Genomic DNA, 21,834 nt, shown 5'->3' with positions numbered 1-21,834 from the left:
GACGATTTCGTATGGCGTATCGGGCGAAGGCGACTAAAATAGCCGTAGTTCTGGAATGCGCGCCGGTCGCGATGGGAGGTGATCATGCATGATCACCGCTCGACAGTCGCGGGCCGCACGCGCGTTGCTGGGTTGGACGCAGGAGACGCTCGCTGACAAGGCCCGAATATCGCTGACTGCCCTGAAACGCCTTGAGTCCGAGAACCGGCTCGAGGTGTATGAGACAACGCGGGATCAGGTGCGCCGGGCGCTTGAAGCAGCAGGGATTGTTCTCCTGTCCACGGATCGCGGGCAAGGAGTATTGCTGGTTGATGGGGAAGACGAGAAGAGACACCGACAGATCCATGACGCCTGACCGGCGCGGGCAGCATCATCAATCCGCTGCGGCGGCCTGTGCTCTGTGGCGACCCGCGACATGACATCTCCGCTTCCCCCCTTCGACGATATTGCACCTGTTAGCGGCGAGCTGACCGAATATGATCGCGCACATATCAAGCTCTATATGCGGTTGCTCGATGCCGCCGATGATGGGGCGGAATGGGCCGAAGCCGTCAATGTGCTGTTCGGAATTGACCCTGTTCGGGAACCTGAACGCGCCCGGCAGGTCCATGACAGCCATCTGGCACGGGCGCGCTGGATGACACAGAGCGGCTATCGTCAACTGCTGCGTCATCCGACAGATCGGACCTGACCTCGCCGCCGTCGCACCAGTGATGCCCTGAGAGCATCACCCCATGTCTTCGTTCCGGCTTCCATCTCGGTAGAGGCGCCGCAATTCTTTCACGCTCCACCTGTGCAGTTTCAACCAGGAGCGGAGCAATGAAGCCGGATACATCCCGCTGGCGAGACCAAGACCAGTATGAATTCTTCGATGCGCTGCCCGTTGAGGGTGTCGCCTGGGAATGCCTGCGCCGTAACGCCTCCTATCAGGCCAGTTTCGATGATCTTGTAGCGCAAGGCGCCGGGCATCTTCCCTTTGCGGATGACGTCCAAAATCGCTGGGGGTTGCGATTTCCCGGCAGACCCCGGCTTTTCCGCGCTCGACCAACCGGTCATCTGGTCGCCTGTTGCCAATCCGGACATGCTGATGCTCGGGGCAGCGCCCGATTTTCTTCCGCCTTCTCCGTCCGCCTTATCGGTCGATTTTGCTGATGCCATCTGCGGACCAGAGGGGACATATGGTGTCTGTGATGCCAGAGACGGCGTTCAATATCTGATCCTCGCCGACACCGATGCCAATTCGCAGCCGGCGATCATCCTGCCACTTGACGAAAATCTGCCGGATCGGCTCGAAGCCATTCTCAGGCTCTGGCACATCTTGGCCGGGAAACCCGCGCGCCGCGACCCCAGGATGACGCCGTATCAGCGCCGACGGTTCCGCCTGATGATGCAAGCCGCCGACGGAAACGCCAACCACGCGACCTATCGTGAGATTGCCATCGCCATCTACGGAGAGGCGCGCGTTCGGGCCGAACCGTGGAAGACATCGGCTTTGCGCGCCTCTGTCATCGCCCTTGTCCGATCTGCTGCCGCGCTGATCGACGGCGGTTATCAGGATCTTTTGCGCCATCGTCGCAAACCCTGACACTGACGTCTGATCGAGGGTGAGGATTTTATCCCTTCGATCTTCCTCATCCCCCATGCCGCCGCGCCTTCGCCACCGTGCGCATGTCATGCCGTTGATCGTCAGCGGCATCCTGCACAACCACGGAGGCCACCCCATGCGACCTGATCTCGCCGCCTTGCCGCCACGCTACCTGCGCACCAAGGAAGCCGCCGATTTCCTCAGTCTGTCCGCGCGCACGCTGGAAAAGCACAGAACCTACGGAACGGGACCTGCCTATCACAAGCTCGGCGGCCGCGTTGTCTATTCGGTCGAGGATCTCGCAGCCTGGGTTGCGCGCGGATCGGTCACCTCCACGTCGGACCCGCGTGGACAGGTTCTCCCGGCGAAACCTCTGCCGCCGACAGCGTTCACCTCACCCAAGCGCATCACGCGCTGAACGTGGCTGTCAGCCCCTGATGGCACCCCCGCATCCATCCGCCTCGGAACGCGGACAACTCGATCTGTTTCGGGCACTTCCCGGTGAATTCGCTCCACGAGACGCGCAGGATCTCATGGCCTATCCTTTCTTTTCCCTTTCCAAATCGCACCGTATCCGCCCGATTGACTTTGCCCTGGGTGACGTCTCGATCCGTGTCGAAGCTGTTCCCGATCACGGTATGGCGACGATCTGGGATGCCGATATTCTGATCTGGGCGGCCAGTCAGATTGTTGAAGCGCGGGACGCCGGTCTGCGCACTTCGCGCCTGATGGCGGCAACGCCCTATGAGATCCTGACGTTCACGGGGCGCGGAACCTCCCTGAGGGACTATCAGCGTCTGAAAGCGGCGCTGGACCGCTTGCAATCGACCACGGTTGCGACCTCGATCCGCCAGCGCGCGAACGGACGGCGGCATCGCTTTTCGTGGATCAACGAATGGCATGAGCGGACCGATGCCAATGGCCGCCCGGACGGCATCGAGATGATCGTGCCCGACTGGTTCTACAGTGCGGTTCTGGATGACGCCCTGATCCTCACCATCGACCGGGCCTATTTCAATCTGACCGGCGGGCTGGATCGCTGGCTCTATCGCCTGGTGCGCAAGCATGGTGGGCGGCAGAAAAACGGTTGGCGGTTCGACTTCCGTCACCTGCACCAGAAATCGGGAAGTCTGTCGCCGTTCAAGCGCTTCGCCTTCGAGCTGCGCGACATTATCCGCCGCCAGCCACTGCCCGGCTACACCCTGTTCGTCGAGGTCGAAACCGGCGGCCGGATGCTGCTCGCTTTCGAGCCTGTTTCGGCCTGTGGAAAACCTGTGGATAGCCTCGTGCTATCGGGAACCCCGACTATCGTGCCATCAGGAACCGGCGGCTCGTGCTATCGGGAACCCAAACACCGCTTATCCTTCGGTAACAAAAGCGAAAATCGCGCCCTTAACTTAGAGTCTAACACAGAATCTAACTTTGAAGAGCGGCGGCGCGATGTGGAAAAGCTCATCGCGAAGGCTGGCGCGACGCTGAAATCGGGTGTCCGCAAAGGCAAGCTGACACACGCAAACCCAGGAACGATCGCGCCAGCGAACACGCCTGAACTTCCTCGTGGCAAGCCTGGGGGGCGGCGATGATCGTCGCGCTCCTCAATCAGAAAGGCGGCGTGGGCAAGAGCACGCTGGCGCTGCATCTCGCCGGAGTCTGGGCTGCGCAAGGCAAGCGCGTCATCCTGATCGATGCCGATCCGCAAGGCTCCGCACTCGACTGGTCGCAGCGGCGCAGCCATGAGGGGCTGCCGAGGCTATTCACCGTTATTGGCCTTGCCCGCGATACGCTGCACAGGGAAGCGCCGGAGCTGGCGCGTGACGCCGATCATGTTGTCATCGATGGTCCGCCCCGTGTCGCCGGTCTGATGCGCTCTGCGCTGCTGGCAGCCGATCTGGTGCTGATCCCGGTGCAGCCATCGCCCTTCGACGGCTGGGCCTCGGCCGAGATGCTGGCGCTTCTGAACGAAGCACGCATCTATCGTCCCGAGCTTGCCGCCCGCTTTCTGCTGAACCGATGTGGGGCGCGCACCGTGATCGCTCGCGAAACGGCCGAGACACTGGCTGACCATGATCCGCCCTTGCTGGCCACGACGATCGGCCAGCGTGTCGCCTTCGCCGAAACCGCACAGACCGGACGGCTGGTATCGGAGACCGATGGCGGCGATCGGGCCGCACGGGAAGTCACAGCGCTGGTGGCCGAGATCGATGGCCTGGGTATCGGGAGGATCGTGCCATGACCCGTCCGCCCGTCAAATCCGGCTTCGCATCGCGTCCGGGCAATCCCGATAGCTGGGTCAGAGCTGCCGATGCGCCGACAACCGGCAAGTCGGCGACGGAGGCGTTCACCGCCCGCCTGACCATCGACATTACGCCCGAACTGCGCGGGCGCATCAAGGTTGCCGCTTTCCGGCGCGGTGTCACCGTCGCCGTGATGCTGCGCGAGCTGCTGGTCCGCGAGTTTCCACCCATCGAAGGAGATCAGCCATGACCGGCAAAACCGTGCGCGCTGCGCATGAACATCCGCAGGCGGACGGGCCTGCACCGTTCACCACATTGGTCGAACTGACCTTCCAGAAGAAGAAGGTCGAGCGCTGGATACGCTTTGGCCGCAAGAGCTTTGAGCAGCTCATCGACCGCCGCCGCAGTCTGATCGGTTTTGCGCCCGAAAGCATCTTCGCCTTCGTCCGTTGGGCCTCCAACGATTACGGCACCATCGTTTCGCGGCTCGACATCCTGCGCGCTGTCGGGCGTGGCGAACCGTACCAGACCGTGCCCTTCGTTCGTCCTGGCGGCGAGATCCTGCTGCGTATCGACGGCTGGCGACAAGTCCAGCGGGTGCTGGCCCTGATTGATGCCGTGGACGCACTTGGCGTCGATCCGGCGGATGTTGCGCCGGATCATTGGCGGCACGTCCACAACCGTTTGAGTGCCGGCCAGGAACCCAACCCCTACACCCCGGAGCGCCATGCCGCATGGGTCAGCCGCCGGAGGATTGCACCATGAGCCGCCGTCTTATCCTCGCCGTGACAATGATAGCCGTTGGCACGCTTGTCGTCACGACTGTCGCCGATCTGCCAACCCGGCTGATCTGGAATGCGACCGCCAGCGCGCCCATCGGCCTCTACACGGTTGCTCCCGCCGATGCGCTCGAAATTCCCGAACTCGTCGCCATCATGCCGCCTGAACCGCTGGAGCGGTTCATGGTTGAGCGCGGCTATATCGGGCGCGGCGTGCCGCTGCTGAAGCGTGTCCTCGGCCTGCCGGGACAGCGCGTCTGCCGCCACGGTGCGACCATTGCCGTCGATAATGTCGAGATGGGGGACGCGCTGGAGCGCGACCGCATGGGCCGCGATCTGCCGGTCTGGCAGGGCTGCCGCATCATCGGCGACGGTGAACTCTTCCTCATGAATTGGGACATCCGGGACAGCCTCGACGGCCGTTACTTCGGACCTGTTCCCGCCAGTTCCGTCATCGGCCGGGCGCTTCCGCTCTGGACCGATGAGGAAGGCGATGGCCGCTACGAATGGCGGGCGGTCACGCATTGAACTCACGCCAAATCCACCAACACAGGAGACATACCATGCCACAGATCGGTCAATTCGCGCGTGACGCATCCGGCTTCGCCGGTCAGCTCGTCACGCTCACCATGAAGCGCGATCTCGTCATCGTGCCCGCCGAACATTCCGATGCGGAGAATGCGCCGGACTATCGCGTCCATTTCATTGAACATGACGGGCCGGAGGTCGGTGCTGCATGGAAACGCACCGGCGAAAAGGCTGGCGAATATCTCTCGGTACTGCTTGACGATCCCGCCTTGTCGCAGCCGATCCGCGCCAACCTGTTCCGCGATGACGACACCGGCTCGTCATGGTCACTGCACTGGAGCCGCCCGCGACCCCGCGAAGATCGGGACTGAGATCATGCGATCCCGCGCCCTGCTTCTCTTCACGGCCCTTCTGTCGGCTGGCAGCGGCTCGATGCCGGCCATGGCGCAGGTCACGCCGCAACCCGCGCCTGTTACCGCGCATCCCCATGCTGCTTTCATTGCAGAGGCGTCACAGCGTTTCAGCATTCCAGAGCACTGGATTCGGGCCGTGCTGCGTGTGGAAAGCGCGGGCGATGTGCGCGCAATTTCATCGGCGGGCGCGATGGGACTGATGCAGGTCATGCCCGATACCTGGGCGGGCCTGCGCCGCCGCCATGGTCTCGGGCGCGACCCTTACGATCCGCGCGATAACATCCTCGCAGGCACGGCGTATCTGCGCGAGATGTGGAACCGCTACGGAAATGTTGCGGCCATGCTTGCCGCCTACAATGCCGGTCCCGGTCGCTATGACGAGCATCTGGCGACGGGCCGCGTTTTGCCCGCAGAAACGCGCGCCTATGTCGCCACGCTCGCGCCGCTTCTTGGGCATGCGACTGCGCCCGATGTGCCGACAATCGTGCCGCCACCACCACCGGATTGGCGCGAAGCCCCGCTCTTCGTTGCGCAATCCGGCGGCATTTCAGCGGCGGCAAATCAGCCGTCGGGCGACATCCACGCAACCGTTTCTCTGCGCGATCCCGCCGTTCAGGAACCGCAGGACAGCGGCATATTCGTGGCCCTTGCGGGCGATGGCGACAAGCCATGAGCATGGCGTTTTCGCGCTCGTTCGGTCCATTTCCGGTGTGCAGTCAGGCTTGGGGGCGCCTGGCAGCATTCCCGGCGGGAAGGGCAAAAAGGGAAGGAAAGGCGGAGGGCAAGATAAAGGAAACCGGCACCCTGTCGGGGCGGTTTCTGGGCAAGCCCTTGTCTGCACACTGTTTTGGGACGCGGCGCACGGCACCATGCTTTTGGGTTTCGCGTGCCGCGATTTGGCGCAAAGCCTTGGCTTCGCTGGGTTTTGACCGGCACTATAGCCGAATATATGTCGTTTGCGTGCCTACACGGCATGGGATGCGCTCATGAGCGCCGACGACGAGAACCGCTTTCGCCCGAAGCCTGGCCGCATCAGGTCGGACGTGCCGAAGGCGGGCAAGGCGAAGAGCTTTCTGACGCAGGCGAAGAAGCTGGCGCGTCAGCATAGCAACAGCCCCGGCAGATCATCTTCATTCGCATCACGGACATCCTCGTCGTCTTCATCTGGTTCTGCCGGAAAGAGCGGGAAGGCGTCGCAGGCTGGCAAAGGTCCGGGCGTCAAGCGTGGTCGTGGTGCGGCCTTTGTCCGCGCCCGAACCCTGTCGGGCGGCTGGCGTCACAGTACGGCCGGAGCGCGCCGCGTCGTCGTCAAAACCCGTTATGTCCAAGGCGCGGGAAAGAATGGCAAAGGGGCTGCCCATCTGCGCTATATCCAGCGAGACGGGACATCGCGTGATGGCGAGCGCGGCCAGCTTTATTCGGCGAACGAGGACCGCGCCGATGGAGATGCGTTTCTTGACCGCGGCAAGGATGATCGCCACCAGTTCCGCTTCATCGTCTCGCCGGAAGATGCCACCGATCTTTCCGATCTCACCGAGCACACCCGCGATCTGATGAGCCGCATTGAGGGCGATCTTGGCACGAAGCTCGATTGGGTGGCGGTCAATCACCACAATACCGGCCATCCCCATGCCCATATCATCGTTCGGGGCAAGGACGATCTGGGCGAGAACCTGGTCATCAATGGCGACTATCTCGCAAATGGTACTCGTGAGCGGGCCAGCGAACTGGTCACGCTGGAACTTGGACCCGCCACCGAGATCGAGCAGAGCCGCAAGTTGACTGCCGAAATCGACCAGGACCGCTTCACCCGGATCGACCGGGCAATGACCGAAGAGGCCGATGAACGGATCCTCGATCTGCGCCATGAGCCCGACGACACGCGCCGCCAGTTCAACCGCACGCTTCGCCTGCGCCGTCTCGCCAAACTGGAAAAGATGGGGCTGGCAACGGAACATGCACCCGGCGTCTGGGAGCTTGGCGCGAAGATGGAACCAGCGCTGCGTGAACTCGGTGAGCGCGGTGACATCATCCGCAACATGCAAGAGGCGCTGAAGGCCGATGGGCAGGAACGTGATCCGATGACCTTCCAGCTTCACGATGCCGCACCCGCGGCACCCATCACCGGCCGCGTCGTCGACAAATATCTGACCGATGAGATGGGTGAAAAGCTGACCCTCGTGGTCGACGGGATCGACGGGCGCACGCACCATCTTCCCGGCATCGATCCGGCCCGTGTCGAAGACGCCCGGATTGGCAGCATCATCGAGGTCGGTCCCGCCGATACAGCACAGCGCCCATCCGATCGCACCATCGCTGCGATCTCGGAGAATGGCATTTATCGCCCGAGCCGCCACCTCGAACAGGCGAAGTTCGAGGGGCGTGTGCCGGGTGGTGACTATGAGGGCTATGTCGATGCCCATGTCCGGCGATTGGAGTCGCTACGCCGGGCCGGGATTGCCGAGCGGATCGACGCCGACCAGTGGCGCATCCCCGAAGACTTCGAGAGCCGCGCCACCGCCTATGATGCCGGTCGCAACCGGCAGGCCAGCATTCGTGTCGTCTCGACCTTCGACCTGGAAAAGCAGATCGGCGCCGATGGTGCGACCTGGCTGGACCGGCGACTGGTTACGTCGGACGCCTCGGATATTACGCCGGCAGGGTTCGGGCAACAGGTGCGAGAGGCGATGGACCAGCGCCGTGAGCATCATATCGCACAGGGCGACGCAACGCGGCAGCAGAATGGACGCATTCTCTATCGGCGCAACCTGCTCGCCCATCTGCGGGAACGGGAAGTGGCCCGCGTCGGTGCGGAAATGGCCGGGAGCAAGGGATTGCCGTTCCGAGCGGCTGCCGATGGCGAAAATGTCAGCGGCAAGTTTAGCGGAACCGTGCAGCTCACGAGCGGCAAGTTCGCCATTATCGAAAAGAGTCACGAGTTCACCCTTGTACCATGGCGGCCGGTCATCGACCGCCAGCTCGGCCGTGAGGTGATGGGCGTCGTGCAGGGTGGATCGGTATCCTGGCAGTTAGGACGGACACGAGGGCTGGGGATCTGAGCCTTCGCTGCTCTGGTGCCGCGTGAATTGTTCTGGAAATGTCGACATCTGGACGACTCTTGCGCGAACCTGTCCGATGTGCCGCCGATGATATCCGGCAGCGCTGCGGCTCGGCCTTTCCTGTTGCGACTTTCGAAAACGCCTATTCTCTGATCGGCTCCGACTCTTTTGTCGATTGGAGCTTATATGCGTGGAGGCCGAATACTCTGGGGCCAGATCATTGTCGTGTTCACCATTGTCCTGGTGATGGTCTGGACTTCGACACAATGGGTGGCCTTTCGCCTTGGCTTTCAGCCCCAGCTCGGGACTCCATGGTTCGATGTCGCGGGATGGCCGATCTATTATCCTCCGGCCTTCTTCTGGTGGTGGTTTTCCTTCGACGCCTATGCGCCTGGTATTTTCACCGAGGGCGCGTTCATCGCCACGTCCGGGGCGTTGTTCGCTATCGCCGCCGCCTTCTTCATGTCCATCATCCGGGCGCGCGAGGCGCGCAACGTCGCCACCTATGGTTCGGCCCGATGGGCCGAGGACAAGGAAATCCATGCTGCCGGATTGCTCGGCCCCGATGGCGTGGTCCTGGGAAGACACAGCAAGGACTATCTACGACATGACGGACCTGAGCATGTCCTTTGCTTCGCGCCCACCCGATCGGGCAAGGGGGTCGGTCTCGTGGTGCCGACGCTGCTGACCTGGCCGGGAAGCTCCATCGTCCATGACATCAAGGGGGAGAACTGGAATCTGACGGCAGGCTTCCGGTCCTGCCATGGCCGCGTCCTGCTGTTCGATCCGACCAATGTGCATTCCGCAGCTTACAACCCGCTGCTGGAAGTCCGTCAGGGGGAATGGGAAGTCCGCGATGTGCAGAACATCGCGGACATTCTGGTCGATCCCGAAGGCAGCCTCGACAAGCGTAACCATTGGGAAAAGACCAGCCATTCGCTACTGGTCGGCGCCATCCTGCATGTCCTCTATGCCGAGAAGGACAAGACGCTGGCCGGCGTCGCGAGTTTTCTGTCCGATCCCCGCCGACCGGTCGAGGCAACCTTGCGCGCCATGATGGACACGCCGCATCTGGGTGAAGCCGGTGTGCATCCCGTCATCGCCTCGTCGGCACGCGAGCTGCTGAACAAGTCTGAGAACGAACGCTCCGGCGTGCTGTCCACGGCGATGTCCTTTCTCGGCCTCTACCGGGATCCGGTCGTGGCCCGCGTGACGGCCCGCTGCGACTGGCGCATTGCTGACCTGGTCGGAGCAAAAGAACCTGTCAGCCTCTACCTCGTCGTACCGCCCTCGGACATCAATCGCACAAAACCGCTGATCCGCCTTATCCTCAATCAGGTCGGGCGGCGGCTGACCGAGGAACTGGAAACCTCCGGCAAGCGCCATCGCCTGCTGTTGATGCTGGACGAGTTTCCCGCGCTCGGACGGCTTGATTTCTTTGAATCGGCACTGGCCTTCATGGCCGGCTACGGCCTGAAAGCATTCCTGATTGCGCAGTCGCTCAACCAGATCGAACGGGCCTATGGGCAGAACAACGCCATTCTCGACAACTGCCATGTGCGTGTCGCCTTTGCTGCCAATGATGAACGCACCGCCAAGCGGATCAGCGACGCGCTCGGCACGGCGACAGAAATGCGCGATTCCACCAACTATGCCGGTCATCGCCTCGCGCCCTGGCTCGGGCATCTCATGGTTTCACGGCAGGAAACGGCGCGGCCGCTCCTGACACCGGGCGAGATCATGCAGCTTCCGCCAACCGACGAGATCGTCATGGTAGCGGGTGTGCCGCCCATCCGCGCCGCCAAGGCGCGCTACTATGCCGATGCCCGGTTTCAGGAACGGGTGTTGCCGCCGCCCGATCTAAAAAAGCAGTCGGTGAAAATGCCAACATCGGCACCAGACGACTGGGCGAGCCGTGTTGTTGCGCCCGCGGCTGGCCACGAACCCGCGTCGAACACGTCCGACGACGATCCTGCCAATGCTGGTATCCGGCGTGAGCCGGAGCTTCCCGAGCATGAGGAAATCATCCCGCCACCACCGCCGCCATCGCAGGAGTTCGACTTTCTCGATGATGAGCCCGACGTCGATGCCGCCAAGGCCCGTGCCATGCGTCAGCGGATGCGCATGGTCGCGCGGCAGGCGTCACTCGACCCAAATGACGGTATCGACCTTTGAGAAGGAAGACAGGCATGACGAGTCGCACCCGCATGAATGTCTACTTCTCCCCGGATCTGCTGAAGCAGGTCGAGGGTCTGGCGCTGCGTCGCAATGTTTCAAAATCCGCAGTGATCGAGGCTGCGGTAGCATCCTTCCTGTCCGGTGACACGACCGAACGGCTGGAAGCCGCAATGTCGCGACGCCTGGATAAGCTTGGCCGCCAGTTCGATATGCTGGACGAAGATATCGCCATCCTCGGCGAGACGCTTTCGCTGTTCGTACAATTCTGGCTCACCATGACGCCGCCGCTGTCAGATAGCGCGAAACAATCGGCGCGCATCAAGGGCAACGAGCGCTTCGAAGGCTTCATGCAGACGCTGGGCAAGCGCCTGGCTTCCGGCGACAGATTCCTGAAAGAGTTGTCGCGGGATATGGATCCGCTTCACGATCTTTCGTCACAAGGCCAGTCCGAAGCGGATGGAAACCAGCTCTGAACTTTCGATCCATCCGATTTGCCGCCGTCAGCCGCCGATCCCCGCACGCGCGTAAACATCTGTTGAAACAGCCCTAAATCAGGTTCTTTTAATCGACCCCAATCCGGGGTCCGTCTTTTGCGCGTCCCGCCATGAACGGGGCCGCCATGACCGCATCACATCAGAAACCCGAGACGATTGCGCGTGGTGCGCGGATGCTGCGCACCGCACTCGGGGCATCGATTGCCCGCTTTCTGGAAGATCCAGCTGTGGTCGAGGTGATGCTGAATCCCGATGGCCGCATCTGGGTGGATCGGCTCTCCGAAGGTCTGGCCGATACGGGGGAGAGGCTGTCGGCGGCTGATGGCGAGCGGATCGTCAGGCTGGTTGCCCATCATGTTGGCGTCGAAGTTCATACCCGAAGTCCGCGGGTCTCGGCCGAACTGCCTGAGACTGGAGAGCGCTTCGAGGGCCTGCTGCCGCCTGTTGTCACGGCGCCGACCTTTGCCATCCGCAAGCCCGCCGTCGCGGTGTTTACGCTCGACGACTATGTAAACGCCGGGATCATGACCAGCCCTCAGGCCGAGGTGCTGCGCCTGAACGTCGCCACGCGCGCCAATATCCTCGTCGCGGGTGGCACCTCGACTGGCAAGACCACGCTGACCAACGCGCTGCTGGCAGAAGTCGCCAAGACTTCGGACCGCGTTGTGATCATTGAAGACACGCGCGAACTGCAATGCGCCGCGCCCAATCTGGTCGCGATGCGCACCAAGGATGGCGTGGCGACGCTCTCCGACCTGGTCCGTTCGTCGCTACGCCTGCGCCCGGATCGCATCCCGGTCGGCGAGGTGCGCGGCTCCGAAGCCCTCGATCTCCTTAAAGCATGGGGCACAGGCCATCCGGGCGGGATCGGCACCATCCATGCCGGTTCCGGTATTGGCGCGCTGCGACGCCTCGAACAGCTCATCCAGGAAGCCGTCATCACCGTCCCGCGCGCCCTGATCGCCGAAACCATCGACCTTGTCGCCGTTCTTGCCGGACGTGGATCGTCCCGCCGCCTGGTCGAACTCGCCCGCGTCGATGGGCTGGGTCCGGACGGTGACTACGCCATCACGCATCCCATCACTTTGGCCACCACCTCGAAAAGGAACCCTTCATGATCCGCACGATTTCACGTGGCTGCCGCATCATGGCAACCGCCGCTGCCACTGTTTCCATCAGTCTGATGCTGGCGCCTGCCGCACACGCCTCCGGCTCCTCCATGCCCTGGGAGGCACCGCTTCAGTCGATCCTCCAGTCGATAGAAGGTCCTGTCGCCAAGATCATCGCCGTCATCGTCATCATCGCCACCGGCCTGGCGCTGGCCTTTGGCGATACCTCCGGCGGCTTCCGCCGCCTGATCCAGATCGTCTTCGGCCTGTCCATCGCCTTCGCTGCGTCGAGCTTCTTCCTGTCGTTCTTCTCGTTCGGCGGCGGGGCGCTCATCTGATGGCGGGCGGGTTTGAACAGCTCGATGCGGTGCCGGGCTTCTCCATCCCGGTTCACCGGGCGCTGACCGAGCATATCCTGCTCGGCGGCGCACCGCGTTCGATTGCCATCGTCAACGGCACGCTGGCCGGCGCCGTCGGCCTCGGCCTTCGTCTCTGGCTGGTTGGCATCGCCATCTGGGCGGTCGGACATTTCCTCGCGGTATGGGCTGCCAAACGCGATCCGCTTTTTGTCGAGGTGGGCCGCAGGCATCTGCGCATACCCGGTCATCTGTCGGTGTGAGGGCGCGCCCATGATGAACCTCACCGAATATCGCCGTACCGCCACCCGCCTCGCGGATTTCCTGCCCTGGGCCGCGCTGGTCGGCTCGGGCGTCATGCTCAACAAGGATGGCAGCTTCCAGAGGACTGCGAAGTTTCGCGGGCCGGATCTGGATTCCGCTGTTGCCGCCGAACTGGTCGCGGTCGCCGGACGCATCAACAACGCCGTGCGCCGCCTCGGCTCCGGCTGGTCGATCTTTGTTGAGGCACAACGAAGCGAAGCCGCGACCTATCCCGGCAGTCAATTTCCTGATCCGGCCTCCGCTCTGGTCGATGCCGAGCGTAAGGCTGCCTTCGAGGAAGCGGGCACGCATTTCGTGTCAGGTTACTTCCTGACCTTCCTCTGGCTGCCACCCGCCGAAGATGCGGCTCGCGCCGAGACCTGGCTCTACGAGGGCCGTGAGCAATCCGGCGTCAATCCATGGGAGCTGATGCGCGGCTTCATCGACCGCACCGACCGCGTGCTGGCGCTGCTCGACGGCTTCATGCCCGAATGCCACTGGATCGATGACGCGGGCACGCTGACCTATCTCCATTCCACGATTTCCACGAACCGCCATCGTGTCCGCGTGCCCGAAGTGCCCATGCACCTCGATGCGCTGCTGGCCGATCAGCCGCTGACTGGCGGTCTGGAACCGCGCCTTGGTGACAAGCATCTGCGCGTCCTGACCATTATCGGCTTTCCGACAGCGACCACGCCCGGCCTGCTCGACGAGATGAACCGGCTCGCGTTCCCGTATCGCTGGTCCACCCGCGCCATCCTGATGGACAAGACGGACGCGACGAAACTCCTCACCAAAATCCGCCGTCAATGGTTCGCCAAGAGAAAATCCATCGCCGCGATCCTCAAGGAGGTAATGACCAACGAGCAATCGGCGCTGGTGGACACCGATGCGTCCAACAAGGCGCTCGATGCCGACATGGCCTTGCAGGAACTGGGCGCTGACGTCGCCGACATGGCCTATGTCACAGCAACCGTCACCGTCTGGGACGCCGACCCCCGTATCGCCGACGAGAAGCTGCGTCTGGTCGAGAAGATCATTCAGGGCCGTGACTTCACGGCCATGCCGGAAACCGTCAATGCCGTCGATGCCTGGCTAGGCTCGATCCCCGGACATGCCTACGCCAATGTCCGGCAGCCGCCGATCTCGACGCTCAACCTCGCCCACATGATCCCTCTATCGGCCGTGTGGGCGGGGCCGGAACGGAACGAACATCTCGGAGCGCCCCCCTTGCTGTACGGCAAGACCGAAGGTTCGACTCCGTTCCGGCTTTCCCTTCATGTCGGCGACGTGGGCCATACCCTCGTCGTCGGCCCGACCGGCGCGGGCAAGTCCGTGCTGCTGGCGCTGATGGCGTTGCAATTTCGCCGCTATGATCGCAGCCAGATTTTCGCTTTCGATTTCGGGGGATCGATCCGGGCATCCGCGCTCGCCATGGGTGGCGACTGGCATGATCTCGGCGGTGGGTTGACCGAGGGATCGGAGGTTTCCGTTTCCCTGCAACCGCTGGCGCAGATCGATGATGCCTATGAGCGGTCATGGGCCGCTGACTGGATCGCCGCGATCCTGATGCGTGAAGGCATGACCATCACGCCGGAGGTGAAGGAGCACATCTGGACGGCACTGACATCGCTGGCATCCGCCCCGGCGGGGGAACGGACCATCACCGGCCTTGCCGTGCTGCTGCAATCCAACGATCTGAAACAGGCGTTGCGCCCATACTGCATTGGCGGCGCCTATGGCCGGTTGCTCGACGCCGAGGCCGAACATCTCGGATCAGCCGATGTACAGGCCTTCGAGATCGAGGGGCTGGTCGGCACTGGGGCTGCGTCTGCCGTCCTGTCCTATCTGTTTCATCGGATCGGCGACCGGCTCGACGGTCGGCCAACCCTGCTCATCATCGACGAAGGCTGGCTGGCGCTCGATGATGAGGGGTTCGCCAATCAGCTTCGCGAATGGCTGAAGACACTCAGGAAGAAGAACGCTTCCGTCATCTTCGCCACGCAGTCGCTCTCGGACATTGACGGCAGCAATATCGCGCCCGCCATCATCGAAAGCTGCCCGACGCGGCTGCTTCTCCCGAATGAACGCGCCATCGAGCCGCAGATCACGGCAATCTACCGCCGCTTCGGCCTCAATGACCGGCAAATCGAGATCCTCGCGCGGGCCATGCCCAAGCGGGACTATTACTGCCAATCGCGGCGCGGCAATCGCCTGTTCGAGCTTGGCCTCAGCGAAGTCGGTCTCGCGCTCTGCGCCGCATCATCCAAATCCGATCAGACCCGTATCGCCGAACTCGTCGCCGAGCATGGGCAGGACGGTTTTCTCGCGGCCTGGCTGCGCGATCGCGGCGTCGAATGGGCCGTCGATCTGATCCCGAACCTCACCAATCTTGTCGAACGGACAGAGCCCGCTCGGTCGGTCGCGCCAGATCAAATCCATCCAGATGACAGCCAAGAAAAGGAGACCCTGCCATGATCCGTATCCCCGTTTCCCGATATGTCAGCGCATCCGTGCTGGCGCTGACGCTCGCCATGCCTGTTGCACTGTCGCCCATGCTGGCAAGCCCCGCTCACGCTTTTGGCTTCGGCCGCATCGTCTATGATCCGACCAACTATGCGCAGAACCTTCTGACCGCCGCACGCACGCTGGAGCAGATCAACCACCAGATCACCTCGCTTCAGAATGAAGCGCAGATGCTCATCAATCAGGCGAAGAATCTCGCCAGTCTGCCATATTCCTCGCTCCAGACTTTGCAGCAGAACGTGAGCCGCACGCAGCAGCTTCTGGCCCAGGCGCAGAACATTGCCTTCGACGTGCAGAACGTCGATCAGATGTTCCAACAGAAATACGGCAAGGTTTCGCTGTCCGCGACCGACGCCCAGCTCGTCGCCGATGCGCGGTCCCGCTGGCAGAATACGGTCGGCGGCTTGCAGGACGCCATGCGCGTGCAGGCTGGTGTCGTCGGAAATATCGACACCAACCGCGCCGAGATGTCCGCTCTGGTCGGGCAGAGCCAGAACGCGACCGGCGCGTTGCAGGCGACGCAGGCGGGCAATCAGCTTCTCGCGCTCCAGTCGCAGCAGCTTTCCGACCTGATCGCGCTGATGTCCGCCAATGGTCGCTCCGAAGCCCTGATCGAAGCCGAACGCGCCACCGCCGCCGAACAGGGCCGCATCCAGCGCGAGCGCTTTCTGACGCCGGGATCGGGCTACCAGCCCGGCAATGCCCGGATGTTCGGCAACGGCAACAACTGACCGGACAGGAGGGGCGCGACATGGACGGCAAGATGCTGGCCCGGCTGGGCGCGATCATATTCGTGGCCACCGCCATCACCGCGACGGTGATCGAAATGACACGCGAGGACGAACCAGCGCAGCCCCGTCCGGCCCCGGCGCTTCAGGCGCCTGGCGATCCGCTGCGCCAGAGCCTGCGCCACTGCCAGCAGTTAGGCGAGGCCGCCGTGAACGATCCCGGCTGCCTCGCCACCTGGGCCGAGAACCGCGACCGGTTCCTCGGCCGGACGCCGGTGCCCGCCGCTCCGCATCAGAACGGGGGACAGTGAACCATGGGCGGCACCGGCGTCATCGACAACTTTCTGGGTGTTTTCACCAGTTACATCGATAGCGGCTTCGGCCTGCTCAGTGGCGAGGTCGCCTTCATCGCCACCACCCTGATCGTCATCGACGTGACGCTCGCGGCACTGTTCTGGTCCTGGGGTGCGGATGACGACATCATCGCCCGGCTGGTCAAGAAGACGCTCTTCGTCGGTGTCTTCGCATACCTGATCGGCAACTGGAACAATCTCGCCCAGATCATCTTCGACAGCTTCGCAGGTCTTGGCCTGAAAGGTTCGGGCACCAGCTTTTCCGCCGCCGATCTGCTGCGGCCCGGCAAGGTGGCGCAGACCGGCCTCGATGCCGGTCGCCCGCTGCTCGAATCCATCTCGGACATGATGGGCTATTGGTCGTTCTTCGAGAACTTCATCCAGATCGCCTGCCTGATGTTCGCCTGGGCGCTGGTACTGCTCGCCTTCTTCATTCTCGCCGTGCAGCTCTTCGTCACGCTGATCGAGTTCAAGCTGACTACGCTGGCAGGCTTTGTCCTCATTCCCTTCGGCCTCTTCGGCAAGACCGCCTTCATGGCCGAGCGCGTTCTTGGCAATGTCGTTTCCTCCGGCATCAAGGTGCTGGTGCTCGCCGTCATCATCGGCATCGGCTCGACATTGTTCTCGCAGTTTACGGCCGGTTTCGGCGGCGTAACGCCGACCATCGACGACGCCATGGCGATCGTGCTGGCAGCCCTTTCCCTTCTCGGCCTCGGCATCTTCGGTCCTGGCATCGCTTCCGGTCTGGTTTCTGGCGGCCCGCAGCTTGGCGCAGGTGCAGCAGTTGGAACCGGCCTTGCAGCTGGCGGCATGATGCTTGCCGGCGGCGCTGCCGCAGGCATGGCCGCGAAGGGAGGGGCAGCGGCGCTGTCGGGTGGAGCTGCGGCTGTCCGTGGCGGTGCTGCTGCCGCAGGTGCGGCGAGCGCCGCCTATAGTGTCGGATCGCTCGGCCAGTCAGGCGCTGCCGGTGTTGCCTCCGGCCTCGGCGGTGTTGCCCGCGCGGCAGGCTCCGCCGCCGCATCGCCTCTGAAACGGACGGCCTCGAAAGCAGCGGAAAGCGTCAAATCCAGCTTCTCCGATGGCGCGCGCGCCGGGCTCGGCGTCACCGGTGGATCGTCCTCGCAGGGAACCATTGGCGGTGCGAGCGTGGCCGACGCTGCCGGACCCGCCTCCGCGGGGGGCCCGCCTGCATGGGCGCAGCAGATGCACCGCCGCCAGGCGCTCAATCACGGCACGACCATGGCCGCCCATGCCGTCCGCTCCGGTGACAGCCACGGCGGCGGCTCTTCCGTCAACATCTCCGAAAGTGACCGCTCATGAACATCTTCAGACGTCCAGCGACCCATTACGGCAAATCGCCCGAACCCGAGACGCCTTACCAGAAAGCCGCACAAGTCTGGGACGAGCGCATCGGCTCGGCTCGCGTGCAGGCCAAGAACTGGCGCTATATGGCCTTCGGCTCGCTGATCCTCTCGGCGGGCTTCGCTGCCGCGCTCGTTCTGCAATCGGCGCGAGGGACCGTCGTGCCCTGGGTGGTGCAGGTCGATAATCTCGGCCAAGCCCAGACCGTCGCCGCAGCCACCGCCGATTACCGTCCGACCGATCCGCAGATCGCCTTCCATCTTGGCCGTTTCATCGAGCAGACGCGCTCGATCCCGGCGGATGCCATCATCGTGCGCCAGAACTGGCTGCGCGCCTATGAGTTCACCACGGATAGGGGAGCGGCCGCGCTCAACGGCTATGCCCGCGCCAATGATCCGTTCACCCGTGTCGGCCGCCAGCAGATCGCAGTCGAGGTTTCCAGCGTCATCCGCGCCTCGAACGACAGCTTCCGAGTCGCCTGGACCGAGCGCCACTACGAGAACGGGCAGCTTTCCACGACCGAGCGCTGGACCGCGATCCTGACCATCGTGATCCAGACGCCGCGCGATGCCGAGCGTCTGCGCGCCAATCCGCTCGGCATCTACGTCAATGCAATTTCATGGTCGCGGGAGATGAGCCAATGACCATCGCGTCTTCCCGCAATTCCGCCTTGCCGGTTTTCCGTAAACCCGCCTTTGCAGCTTTGTTGCTTTCGGTCACCATGCTGGCAGGCTGCGCCACCAACAAGACGCCGCAGTTCAGCTATGATGCCGATGTGCCGGCGTTGCCCGTCGTGCCGACCGCTGTCACCGATGACCGGCCTCGGCCGCTTCACACGCCGCCGGCCTGGACGGTCGCACGCGGCGGAACCGCTGCCGGAACACCGGCAGGCCGGGTTGAGAACGCCAATGCCGCCGCCCGCGTCGAGCCGCGCCGCGAGGGTTACTATAACGCCATCCAGATCTATCCCTGGTCGGAAGGCGCGCTCTATCAGGTTTATGCCGCACCGGGCCAGATCACCAATATTGCGCTGGAGCCGGGCGAAAGCCTGACCGGCGCGGGACCGATCGCGGCAGGAGACACCGCCCGCTGGATCATTGGCGATACCGAGAGCGGGAGCGGTACGTCGCGCCGGGTCCATATTCTCGTCAAACCATCTCGATCCGACATCTCAACCAATCTCGTAGTGACGACCGATCGGCGCACCTACATGATCGAGTTGCGCGCCCGTGAGGCGCTCTACATGCCGTCCGTATCCTGGTCTTATCCGGCGCTGCCTGCCGGTCAGCGCCAGACGGTTCCCGCAGCACCCATCATCCCGGTCGAGGCGGCACGCAACTATCGTTACGGGCTGACCGGAGATACGCCGCCATGGCGACCGATTTCCGTCTTCGACGATGGCCGCCGTGTCTATGTCGTTTTCCCGCGCGGCATCGTGCAGGGAGAGATGCCACCGATTTTCGTCATCGGTTCCGAGGGCGAGACCCAGATCGTCAATTCCCGTGTTCACCAGAACATCTTGATCGTCGATCGGCTGTTCGGAGCGGCTGAGCTGCGTCTTGGTAGCGGCAAGCAGCAGCAGACGGTCAGGATCGTTCGCATCGAGCAAAGGCAAGCTGCCCAGCCCGCTAAAGCCGGAGAGCAACCGTCATGAGTGAAGAGGCTACCACCAACCCAACGCCGATGCGTCTGCGTGCCGAGCCGCCGCGCGTCACGCGCCTGTCGCGCAAGATGCTGGCCGGTGCCGGGGCTGTTGCGCTCCTCGGCATCGGCGGGGCGCTGATCTATGCGCTCCAGACCCGCGACATGAGCGGAAACGGTGAAGAACTCTATTCGACCGAGAATCGCGCCACGGCAGATGGACTGGCGGGTCTGCCGAAGGATTATACCGGGCCGGTCCTGGGGCCGGCATTGCCGGGCGATCTCGGTGGCCCGATCCTGGATGCCCAGAACCGGGGTCAGCCCGTCACGCCGCCCGCCATGGCGACGCCTGCCCGCGATCCTGCCGAAGAGCGCCGGCTTGCCGAAGAAGAAGCTGCGCGTCTCAGTACAGTGTTCTTCCAGTCCGGGCCAAGAGTGGCGACGACGCCTGGCTCCAATATGCCGGGCCTTGCTGGCCTTGACCTTGGTGGCCAGCCCGCAACACAGGACCGCCACACGGCATTTCTGAATGGGCCGGTGGAACGGCAGACCGTTGCCATGGATCGGATCATGGCGCCAGCCTCGCCCTACATCCTTCAGGCAGGGGCCGTAATCCCGGCGGCGATGATTACCGGCATCCGCTCGGACCTTCCCGGCCAGATCACCGCGCAGGTCACGGAAAATGTCTATGACAGCCCGACCGGCAGCCTGCTCCTAATCCCGCAGGGAACGCGCATCATCGGTCAGTATGACGCCGGTGTGCAGTTCGGTCAGCGCCGCGTGCTGCTGGTCTGGAACCGCCTGATCCTGCCCAATGGCCGCTCCATCGTGCTGGAGCGTCAGCCCGGTGCGGACGCTTCCGGCTATGCCGGGTTGGAAGATGGCGTTGATTACCACTGGTGGGATCTGATGAAGGCGGCGGGGCTGTCCACGGTGCTCGGCATCGGCACGGAACTGGCGACCGACGACGAGGATCGTCTGATCCGCGCCATCCGCGACGGAGCGCAGGATACCATCAATCAGGCCGGGCAACAGATCGTCCAGCGCCAGTTGCAGGTCGCGCCGACCCTGACGATCCGGCCGGGCTACCCGGTCAGGGTCATCGTTACCCGCGATCTCGTACTCGAACCTTATAGGAACTGACCATGACGAAGCTGAAGCTCGGGCCTCTCATCGAAGACAAACCCGTGAAGGTGGCGGTGGAACTGCCGGGGCCGCTGCACCGCGATCTTGCCGCCTATGCCGAAGTGCTGGCTCGCGAAACCGGCCAGCCCGCTGCCGATCCTGTCAGGCTGATTGTGCCGATGCTGGAGCGGTTCATTGCGACAGATCGGGGCTTTGCCAGCGCCCGAAGATCTCGCTCATGAGGTGCCGCGCGTGCCATTGTGCGTCGCGGCGATGATTTCCATCAACGTATCGACGGCCTCTCGTGTCGCGTCCCATTTGGCGGGCTGATCCATTTCCCGGTTCTGAAGGGTGAGGCTTACCGCACCATGTACCGTTGACCAGAACATGAAGCTGTAGCGACTCAGATCCATGCCGCGCAAAAAACCTTCCTCCTGAGAGCAGCGAAGCCCCGTCAGAAACAGATTGAATATCTGGCTCCCGGTTTCGCTCGACCACGGGTCATCGCTGACCCCGAGCCTCGGCGGCGGTGTGAACATCAGCCGATATAGCGTGGGGTTTTCCAGGGCAAAGCGGACATAGGCATAGCTCCCGTCACGCAAATAGCCGAATGGGTTGCCGCGCATCTGTTCGAAGATGGCCAGCTTTTCCCTGTATAGCCGGTTGAACCCTTCTTCCCGAACGGCGCGCAGCAAGGCGCTTTTGTTCCGGAAATGGCCGTAAAGCGCTGGTGCTGTGCAACCGATGGCATGCGCGACCGCAGTCAACGGTACGTCGAGGTCGCCACGCTCTGACAGCAGCCGGATCGTTTCGTCGATCGCACGACGAGCAATATCAAGTTCTTGCTCTTTCCGGGGACGGGCCATTCCGATGCCTGTTGCAACTTGTCGTGAAAACTAAACGACATTTACTTTTTTCGTTGACGGGACGGAAGTCAAGAAGCAGCATTCGGTAACTGAACGTCGTTTAGTTTGAGGATGTGCGGAGAGCTGATGAACGCACACAGATCGATTTTCGCGTTGATGATGGCGGGGTGCCCGTCAGAAGCCGAACGCTGTTTC

27 protein-coding genes are annotated in these 21,834 nt (G+C 63.0%); 26 read left to right on the top strand and 1 reads right to left on the bottom strand.

Going from position 1 to position 21,834, the window contains the following annotated elements:
* Window positions 1-88: 88 nt before the first annotated feature.
* The 26 genes from K0P03_RS25585 to K0P03_RS25460 all read left to right on the top strand — a co-directional run bounded on the left by K0P03_RS25585 (window position 89) and on the right by K0P03_RS25460 (window position 21,015).
* Entirely contained in the window at window positions 89-355 is a 267-nt protein-coding gene (locus K0P03_RS25585) for a helix-turn-helix domain-containing protein (RefSeq protein ID WP_272790988.1), read from the top strand.
* A gap of 60 nt (window positions 356-415) precedes the next feature.
* On the top strand, window positions 416-691 hold the full coding sequence (locus K0P03_RS25580; RefSeq protein WP_272790987.1) for a DNA -binding domain-containing protein: 276 nt from the start codon (window positions 416-418) through the stop codon (window positions 689-691).
* A gap of 128 nt (window positions 692-819) precedes the next feature.
* On the top strand, window positions 820-1,152 hold the full coding sequence (locus K0P03_RS25575) for a transcriptional regulator domain-containing protein (protein ID WP_272790986.1): 333 nt from the start codon (window positions 820-822) through the stop codon (window positions 1,150-1,152).
* On the top strand, window positions 1,082-1,585 hold the full coding sequence (locus tag K0P03_RS25570; RefSeq protein WP_272790985.1) for a DUF2285 domain-containing protein: 504 nt from the start codon (window positions 1,082-1,084) through the stop codon (window positions 1,583-1,585). The genes K0P03_RS25575 and K0P03_RS25570 overlap by 71 nt, the downstream gene beginning before the upstream one ends.
* A 136-nt stretch (window positions 1,586-1,721) precedes the next feature.
* Window positions 1,722-2,003, top strand: coding sequence for a helix-turn-helix transcriptional regulator (locus K0P03_RS25565; protein ID WP_010336149.1), 282 nt, complete (start codon window positions 1,722-1,724; stop codon window positions 2,001-2,003).
* A gap of 19 nt (window positions 2,004-2,022) precedes the next feature.
* A complete protein-coding gene (locus K0P03_RS25560; protein ID WP_272790984.1) occupies window positions 2,023-3,168 on the top strand; it encodes a replication initiator protein A in 1,146 nt (381 codons plus the stop codon).
* Complete coding sequence (gene parA / locus K0P03_RS25555; protein ID WP_272790983.1) at window positions 3,165-3,818, top strand: ParA family partition ATPase; 654 nt, start codon at window positions 3,165-3,167, stop codon at window positions 3,816-3,818. The genes K0P03_RS25560 and parA overlap by 4 nt, the downstream gene beginning before the upstream one ends.
* Complete coding sequence (locus K0P03_RS25550) at window positions 3,815-4,069, top strand: hypothetical protein (protein ID WP_272790982.1); 255 nt, start codon at window positions 3,815-3,817, stop codon at window positions 4,067-4,069. The genes parA and K0P03_RS25550 overlap by 4 nt, the downstream gene beginning before the upstream one ends.
* Window positions 4,066-4,584, top strand: coding sequence for a DUF2840 domain-containing protein (locus K0P03_RS25545; RefSeq protein WP_272790981.1), 519 nt, complete (start codon window positions 4,066-4,068; stop codon window positions 4,582-4,584). Before K0P03_RS25550 ends, K0P03_RS25545 begins: the two co-directional genes overlap by 4 nt.
* On the top strand, window positions 4,581-5,126 hold the full coding sequence (locus K0P03_RS25540) for a S26 family signal peptidase (RefSeq protein WP_272790980.1): 546 nt from the start codon (window positions 4,581-4,583) through the stop codon (window positions 5,124-5,126). Before K0P03_RS25545 ends, K0P03_RS25540 begins: the two co-directional genes overlap by 4 nt.
* A 35-nt stretch (window positions 5,127-5,161) precedes the next feature.
* The gene (locus K0P03_RS25535; protein WP_272790979.1) at window positions 5,162-5,497 is read left to right on the top strand and encodes a DUF736 domain-containing protein; all 336 of its coding nucleotides are present in this window, start codon (window positions 5,162-5,164) and stop codon (window positions 5,495-5,497) included.
* Window positions 5,498-5,501: 4 nt separating this feature from the next.
* Entirely contained in the window at window positions 5,502-6,212 is a 711-nt protein-coding gene (locus K0P03_RS25530; protein ID WP_443020601.1) for a lytic transglycosylase domain-containing protein, read from the top strand.
* A gap of 313 nt (window positions 6,213-6,525) precedes the next feature.
* Entirely contained in the window at window positions 6,526-8,598 is a 2,073-nt protein-coding gene (locus K0P03_RS35635; protein ID WP_336314300.1) for a relaxase/mobilization nuclease domain-containing protein, read from the top strand.
* Window positions 8,599-8,784: 186 nt separating this feature from the next.
* A complete protein-coding gene (locus K0P03_RS25520; protein WP_272790978.1) occupies window positions 8,785-10,773 on the top strand; it encodes a conjugal transfer protein TraG in 1,989 nt (662 codons plus the stop codon).
* A 14-nt stretch (window positions 10,774-10,787) separates the two neighbouring features.
* Window positions 10,788-11,249: a CopG family transcriptional regulator gene (locus tag K0P03_RS25515; RefSeq protein ID WP_272790977.1), complete on the top strand. Its 462-nt coding sequence runs from the start codon at window positions 10,788-10,790 to the stop codon at window positions 11,247-11,249.
* 146 nt (window positions 11,250-11,395) lie between these two features.
* Window positions 11,396-12,388: a P-type conjugative transfer ATPase TrbB gene (gene trbB / locus K0P03_RS25510; RefSeq protein WP_272790976.1), complete on the top strand. Its 993-nt coding sequence runs from the start codon at window positions 11,396-11,398 to the stop codon at window positions 12,386-12,388.
* A complete protein-coding gene (locus tag K0P03_RS25505; RefSeq protein WP_009450539.1) occupies window positions 12,385-12,717 on the top strand; it encodes a TrbC/VirB2 family protein in 333 nt (110 codons plus the stop codon). Before trbB ends, K0P03_RS25505 begins: the two co-directional genes overlap by 4 nt.
* The gene (locus tag K0P03_RS25500; RefSeq protein ID WP_009450537.1) at window positions 12,717-12,998 is read left to right on the top strand and encodes a VirB3 family type IV secretion system protein; all 282 of its coding nucleotides are present in this window, start codon (window positions 12,717-12,719) and stop codon (window positions 12,996-12,998) included. Before K0P03_RS25505 ends, K0P03_RS25500 begins: the two co-directional genes overlap by 1 nt.
* Before the next feature lie 10 nt (window positions 12,999-13,008).
* Window positions 13,009-15,516 carry a conjugal transfer protein TrbE gene (gene trbE, locus K0P03_RS25495; RefSeq protein ID WP_272790975.1) on the top strand — a complete coding sequence of 836 codons (2,508 nt, stop codon included), beginning with the start codon at window positions 13,009-13,011 and terminating at the stop codon, window positions 15,514-15,516.
* Window positions 15,513-16,295 carry a P-type conjugative transfer protein TrbJ gene (trbJ, locus tag K0P03_RS25490; protein WP_272790974.1) on the top strand — a complete coding sequence of 261 codons (783 nt, stop codon included), beginning with the start codon at window positions 15,513-15,515 and terminating at the stop codon, window positions 16,293-16,295. Before trbE ends, trbJ begins: the two co-directional genes overlap by 4 nt.
* A 20-nt stretch (window positions 16,296-16,315) precedes the next feature.
* Window positions 16,316-16,603: a putative entry exclusion protein TrbK-alt gene (gene trbK-alt, locus K0P03_RS25485; RefSeq protein ID WP_272790973.1), complete on the top strand. Its 288-nt coding sequence runs from the start codon at window positions 16,316-16,318 to the stop codon at window positions 16,601-16,603.
* Window positions 16,604-16,606: 3 nt separating this feature from the next.
* Window positions 16,607-17,965, top strand: coding sequence for a P-type conjugative transfer protein TrbL (gene trbL / locus K0P03_RS25480; RefSeq protein ID WP_272790972.1), 1,359 nt, complete (start codon window positions 16,607-16,609; stop codon window positions 17,963-17,965).
* Window positions 17,962-18,651 (top strand): conjugal transfer protein TrbF, encoded by a 690-nt coding sequence (gene trbF / locus K0P03_RS25475; protein WP_272790971.1) that lies wholly within the window; start codon window positions 17,962-17,964, stop codon window positions 18,649-18,651. The genes trbL and trbF overlap by 4 nt, the downstream gene beginning before the upstream one ends.
* Window positions 18,648-19,661 carry a P-type conjugative transfer protein TrbG gene (gene trbG, locus K0P03_RS25470; RefSeq protein ID WP_272790970.1) on the top strand — a complete coding sequence of 338 codons (1,014 nt, stop codon included), beginning with the start codon at window positions 18,648-18,650 and terminating at the stop codon, window positions 19,659-19,661. Before trbF ends, trbG begins: the two co-directional genes overlap by 4 nt.
* 29 nt (window positions 19,662-19,690) lie before the next feature.
* Window positions 19,691-20,791 (top strand): TrbI/VirB10 family protein, encoded by a 1,101-nt coding sequence (locus K0P03_RS25465; protein ID WP_443020608.1) that lies wholly within the window; start codon window positions 19,691-19,693, stop codon window positions 20,789-20,791.
* Window positions 20,792-20,793: 2 nt separating this feature from the next.
* Window positions 20,794-21,015, top strand: coding sequence for a DUF2274 domain-containing protein (locus K0P03_RS25460; protein WP_015740172.1), 222 nt, complete (start codon window positions 20,794-20,796; stop codon window positions 21,013-21,015).
* On the opposite strand, the gene K0P03_RS25455 is transcribed toward K0P03_RS25460, so the two are convergent.
* The gene (locus tag K0P03_RS25455; protein WP_142174177.1) at window positions 21,010-21,639 is read right to left on the bottom strand and encodes a TetR/AcrR family transcriptional regulator; all 630 of its coding nucleotides are present in this window, start codon (window positions 21,637-21,639) and stop codon (window positions 21,010-21,012) included. The two genes, K0P03_RS25460 and K0P03_RS25455, sit on opposite strands and share 6 nt — an antisense overlap.
* Window positions 21,640-21,834 lie beyond the last annotated feature (195 nt).

This window comes from Shinella sp. HY16 (genome assembly GCF_028534175.1).
Taxonomy (GTDB): Bacteria; Pseudomonadota; Alphaproteobacteria; order Rhizobiales; family Rhizobiaceae; genus Shinella.
This window is presented reverse-complemented; position numbering and strand designations above follow the sequence as displayed.